The organism is Petrotoga halophila DSM 16923 (genome assembly GCF_002924615.1).
Genome location: NZ_JALY01000271.1, coordinates 1 through 4,319 on the forward strand (window position 1 = coordinate 1; position 4,319 = coordinate 4,319).

6 protein-coding genes are annotated in these 4,319 nt (G+C 32.4%); all 6 read left to right on the top strand.

Translation table 11 applies throughout. The features are described from left to right. On the top strand, nucleotides 1–612 hold a 612-nt coding region (locus tag AA81_RS12795), incomplete at its 5' end, for a flavodoxin-dependent (E)-4-hydroxy-3-methylbut-2-enyl-diphosphate synthase (RefSeq protein WP_146050399.1). 19 nt (nucleotides 613–631) lie between these two features. After that, nucleotides 632–1,102 carry a YaaR family protein gene (locus AA81_RS12800; protein WP_103078258.1) on the top strand — a complete coding sequence of 157 codons (471 nt, stop codon included), beginning with the start codon at nucleotides 632–634 and terminating at the stop codon, nucleotides 1,100–1,102. Between the two features lie 24 nt (nucleotides 1,103–1,126). Further along, nucleotides 1,127–2,173, top strand: a complete 1,047-nt coding sequence (locus tag AA81_RS12805; RefSeq protein ID WP_103078259.1) for a DNA polymerase III delta subunit-related protein — start codon at nucleotides 1,127–1,129, stop codon at nucleotides 2,171–2,173. Nucleotides 2,174–2,194: 21 nt separating this feature from the next. Further along, nucleotides 2,195–3,022 carry a PSP1 domain-containing protein gene (locus AA81_RS12810; RefSeq protein ID WP_103078260.1) on the top strand — a complete coding sequence of 276 codons (828 nt, stop codon included), beginning with the start codon at nucleotides 2,195–2,197 and terminating at the stop codon, nucleotides 3,020–3,022. Between the two features lie 234 nt (nucleotides 3,023–3,256). After that, nucleotides 3,257–3,406 (top strand): DUF2905 domain-containing protein, encoded by a 150-nt coding sequence (locus AA81_RS12815; protein WP_245857152.1) that lies wholly within the window; start codon nucleotides 3,257–3,259, stop codon nucleotides 3,404–3,406. A 32-nt stretch (nucleotides 3,407–3,438) separates the two neighbouring features. Beyond that, nucleotides 3,439–4,319, top strand: an 881-nt coding sequence (locus AA81_RS12820) for a thiamine pyrophosphate-binding protein (protein WP_281256308.1), incomplete at its 3' end; no start/stop codon positions are given.

Sequence of the window (4,319 nt, forward strand, 5' to 3'; positions counted from 1 at the left end):
GCTGAAAGTGCTTTAAAAGAGGTTAGATTATTAGAAAAAGAAGGTTTTTACGATATTGTCGTCTCTGTCAAATCTGTTGATGCAAAAGAAACCTTCGTAGCCAATCGATATCTTTCACAGTTGATTCCTTATCCTTTTCATATAGGCGTTACTGAAGCCGGGGTTTTTGAAGACGCAGTTATATTGTCATCAGCAGGTTTGGGTTCTTTACTTATAAACGACATAGGAGATACCATTAGAATATCCATAAGCGGAGATCCGATCAAAGAAGTTGAATTAGCAAAAGATTTATTAATAGCCTTAGGTTTAAGAAAAGGGGTAAGAGTGATAGCCTGTCCAACTTGCGCAAGGACAGAGATTGATGTTGAAGGGTTAGCCTACGAGGTAAAAAAAATTTTAAAAGATAAAGAGGTTAAAAAAAATATTACGGTAGCGGTTATGGGGTGTGTTGTTAATGGTCCAGGTGAAGCTAAACATTCTGATATAGCCATAGTTGGGACCAAAAATGCTTCAGCGGCTATTTTTTTGAAAGGAGAACTTTTCGGGACAATTAAAAGAAGTGAGATAAAAGAGAAACTTTTTGAAATTATAGAAGAGGTTCAGAATTCTTAATTGAAGAAGGTAATATGATATGGAGATAGATCCTATCACCCGAGAAAAAACTGACAAAGAGTTGAAAAAAAGAAAAATAAAAAAATCAAAAGATCAAGATTTTACTGCTTCTGAGGTAAAAGAAAAAGAAGGATTTTTTGATGTACTAGTTGATACAAATATAAAAATCAGCGAAAATGAGTTAAGGAGATTAATTGATAATATTCTTAAACTAGGAAATAACTTTGTGAAATCTCCAACTCAATCTAATCTAAGAGGTTATAGGAATGCTATCAAAGATTTTCTTAAAAGATTAGAAAAACATTGGTATGTGATAAAAAACGATCTTGATTTTAAAAACGCAACACCTCAGCTGCATATGGTTGCTGAAGTAGTTGATAGTAAACTCATGGAATTGACTGATATGATTTTAAAAAGAGAGAAAAATACATTAGTATATGCATCAAAAATTGACGAAATAAATGGATTGATTCTAGATTTATACAAATAAGGCATAGTATAGAAGGTGTTTCTTTTGAGTAATTCGTTTTTTTATGATACAATAGAAAAAATTCAATCAAAAATAGATGATATAAAAGCCACTTCCATGTGTTTTGTTTCTGAAGATAATTTCATTTTGTATAATTTCAGAGACAACCTATTAAATTCTGTTTCAGCCTTCAATAAGTTAGATACCTTAATTATAAAACCTGTTGGTGGCAATATAAAAATAGAGCAAGTTAGGGATGTAGAAGAGTTTTTAATGTATAAACCTAACTATGCAAAGGTGAAGGTTGTTTTTTTTGAGGATATAGATAGATTGAATATAGAAGCAGCAAACGCTGCGCTCAAATTAATTGAGGAACCTCCTGAATACGCCTTGGTATTTGGGGCTACTACTAGGTGGAATTATTTGTTACCCACTTTAAAAAGTCGTTTTATAAGGTATGATCTTTCGATTCCCTCAGTTTTGATTGAGAATATTAATAGCAAATATGGGGAGATAGCAATTTATTTCAATTTTTTTCGTTATTATGATTCAAGGGTTCTATTATTTTTGAATGAGGAAGAAACTGATGTTTCTAGAATTAAAGAAGTAGTAGAAAGGATAGTAAACTCTTCAGCTAAAAATGTTGATGAATTGTTAAGCAATTTCAAATTGTCGCTCGATTTTCCGGAAAATAAATTAAAATTTTCTCTTTCTTATTATAAATTATGGAATATATTAATAAATTCAAACGATAAAGAGTTCTTTTATCTGATAAAAAATATTAGCAAAATAAAAAATGATGTAGAAAATTTGTCTTTTTTACGTAATATATCCACCTTAGGTGCGATTCTTTTGAGAGACGCTATGGTTTTTTTGAATTCTTCCAAGTGGAAATATTTTTGGAATAATTCGTTAGTTTACTTCTTTGGATTAAATGAACATATCGTTGATGTTGATATAGAGCAAATCAAAGATACGGTTTCATATATGAACAGGATATCTACGATGAGAGTAGCTAACTTTAACTTTGAAATGGAAACATTTACTCATTTTTTTAGAATTAAGAGATGCTTTATTAAAGCAATTAAATAAGAACAATGGGAGTGAAATCTTTTGATAGATCTAAAAGCTGAAGTGTATGGGGTGGAACTGGAAAAATTAGGTTCTATCCATTATTATAATTATTTAGGAATCGAAAAAATCAATATATTTGACTATGTTTTAGTTCAAACTGAAAATGGAATAGAAGTTGGAAGGATTGTTTTAGGACCTGTTACCATGAGTTTTGAAGAAATTGGATATGAACCTAATTCGATAATTAGAAAGGTTGGAGATGAAGACAAAAAGCAATTAGAGGAAAATGTTCAAAAGGCTAAAGAAGTGACACAATATGCAAAACAAATGGTTAATGAATTAGGGTTAAAAATGAGGATTCTTGATGCCGCTTTTACCTTTGATAGATCAAAATTGGTAATTTACTTTGGTGCCGATGTCAGAATAGATTTTAGAGAATTGGTAAAGATATTAGCTAAAAGGTACAAAACAAGAATCGAACTTAAGCAAGTAGGAGCCAGGGATGAAGTAAAGAAGATAGGATCAATTGGTTTATGTGGACAAGAAGCTTGTTGTAGTAGATTTTTGAGAGATTTTTCTTCTATAAAGATGGAATTAGCTAAAACGCAACAGATGATGATAAACACCGCTAAAATCTCTGGTAGATGTGGAAAACTACTTTGCTGCTTGAAATATGAAAATGATTTTTATAAAGAAGTCCTAAAAAATGTTCCTAATGAGAATACTACAATAGAATACGAAGGGAAACCAGCCAGGGTGGTAACGGTCAACGTGTTTTTAAAAGAAGTCTCACTACAAGTAATAGAAGAAAATCAACCAATCTTAATCAAAGTTCCTTTTTCCTATTTCAACAGCGGTAATTCTTAAATTCAACTGCTTCCGTCTAACGACGGAAGCGGAAAGCCTGTGAGCAGATAGTTGAGATTATTGCAAAGAAAGGATGAATATGGATATTTAATATCCTGAAAGGAGTGAGAAAAACTACTGCATTCCTTTCATTAGTGAAATAGGTAGTCTGCCGCAGTAGTTTTTCATGATCATATGAGAACAATAGCAGCTGTATTCATAACAATTGGTGTTTTATTTATTATAATGGGGTTGATGTTTGCATTTAATATAAAACTCGGAAGGCTCCCAGGAGATATAATAATAAAAAGAGAAAATTTCGTTTTATATATTCCTATTACGACCATGCTCATTGTAAGTGGATTGATCACATTGTTATCAATTATCATTCGCAGATTTTTTTAATGCGAGATCTAAATTTTTTGGAGGTGGATTCATTGAAAAAAAGTTTAAAAGAACTAAAAGGCTTATCATCAGTTGCAAGAGGAGATATATTGAAGATGACTACTGTGGCTAACTCTGGTCATCCTGCAGGGTCTATGTCTTCGATTGACATGTTTTTATCGGTGTTAAATAGGGCAAATATATTCCCAGATGATCCGTTCAATCCTGATAGAGATAGGATCGTAGTTAGTCATGGTCACACTTCCCCTGGTTTTTATGTGGCTTTAGCAAGGATGGGCTTTATTGACATTGAAGAAGTTATTTCAGGATTCAGATATGCCGGCAGTATATTTGAAGGGCATGTTACCCGTGGGATACCAGGTGTCGAGTGGTCAACAGGGAATTTAGGTCAAGGTTTATCAGCTGGAATAGGAATGGCTTTGGCAGCAAAGAAGAGGAAAAAAGACTATAGAGTTTACGTTTTTAGTAGTGATGGAGAAAGTTCAAAAGGTCAAATCGCTGAAGCTAGAAGAACTGCGATAAAAGAAGGCCTAAATAACCTAATTGTATTACTTGATTACAACGATATTCAAATATCTGGAAGAGCTAGAGATATATTATCCGTAAATATAGTTGGAGAATATGAAGCAGCTGGTTGGAATGTAATAGAAATCGATGGTCACAATTTCGAGCAGATCAATAAGGCATTAGAAGTAGCTGAAAATGAGCCGCTAAGGCCAACTGTGATTGTAGCAAAAACGATTATAGGAAAAGGGGTTTCTTTTATGGAAAACACCCCAACCTATCACGGTAAAGCACTCACTAAAGAACAGTTAAATAAGGCTTTAGAAGAATTAGGTTTAGAAAACGATGTGGAAAAGTATATCGAAAAAAGAAAAAATATGACCTTAACTAGGGAAAAAATAAATTATCC

Excerpts from the sequence above, each read along its gene's own strand:
- AA81_RS12815 (WP_245857152.1), top strand. The coding sequence starts at position 3,257 with ATGTTTGCATTTAATATAAAACTCGGAAGGCTCCCAGGAGATATAATA.
- AA81_RS12800 (WP_103078258.1), top strand. The coding sequence starts at position 632 with ATGGAGATAGATCCTATCACCCGAGAAAAAACTGACAAAGAGTTGAAA.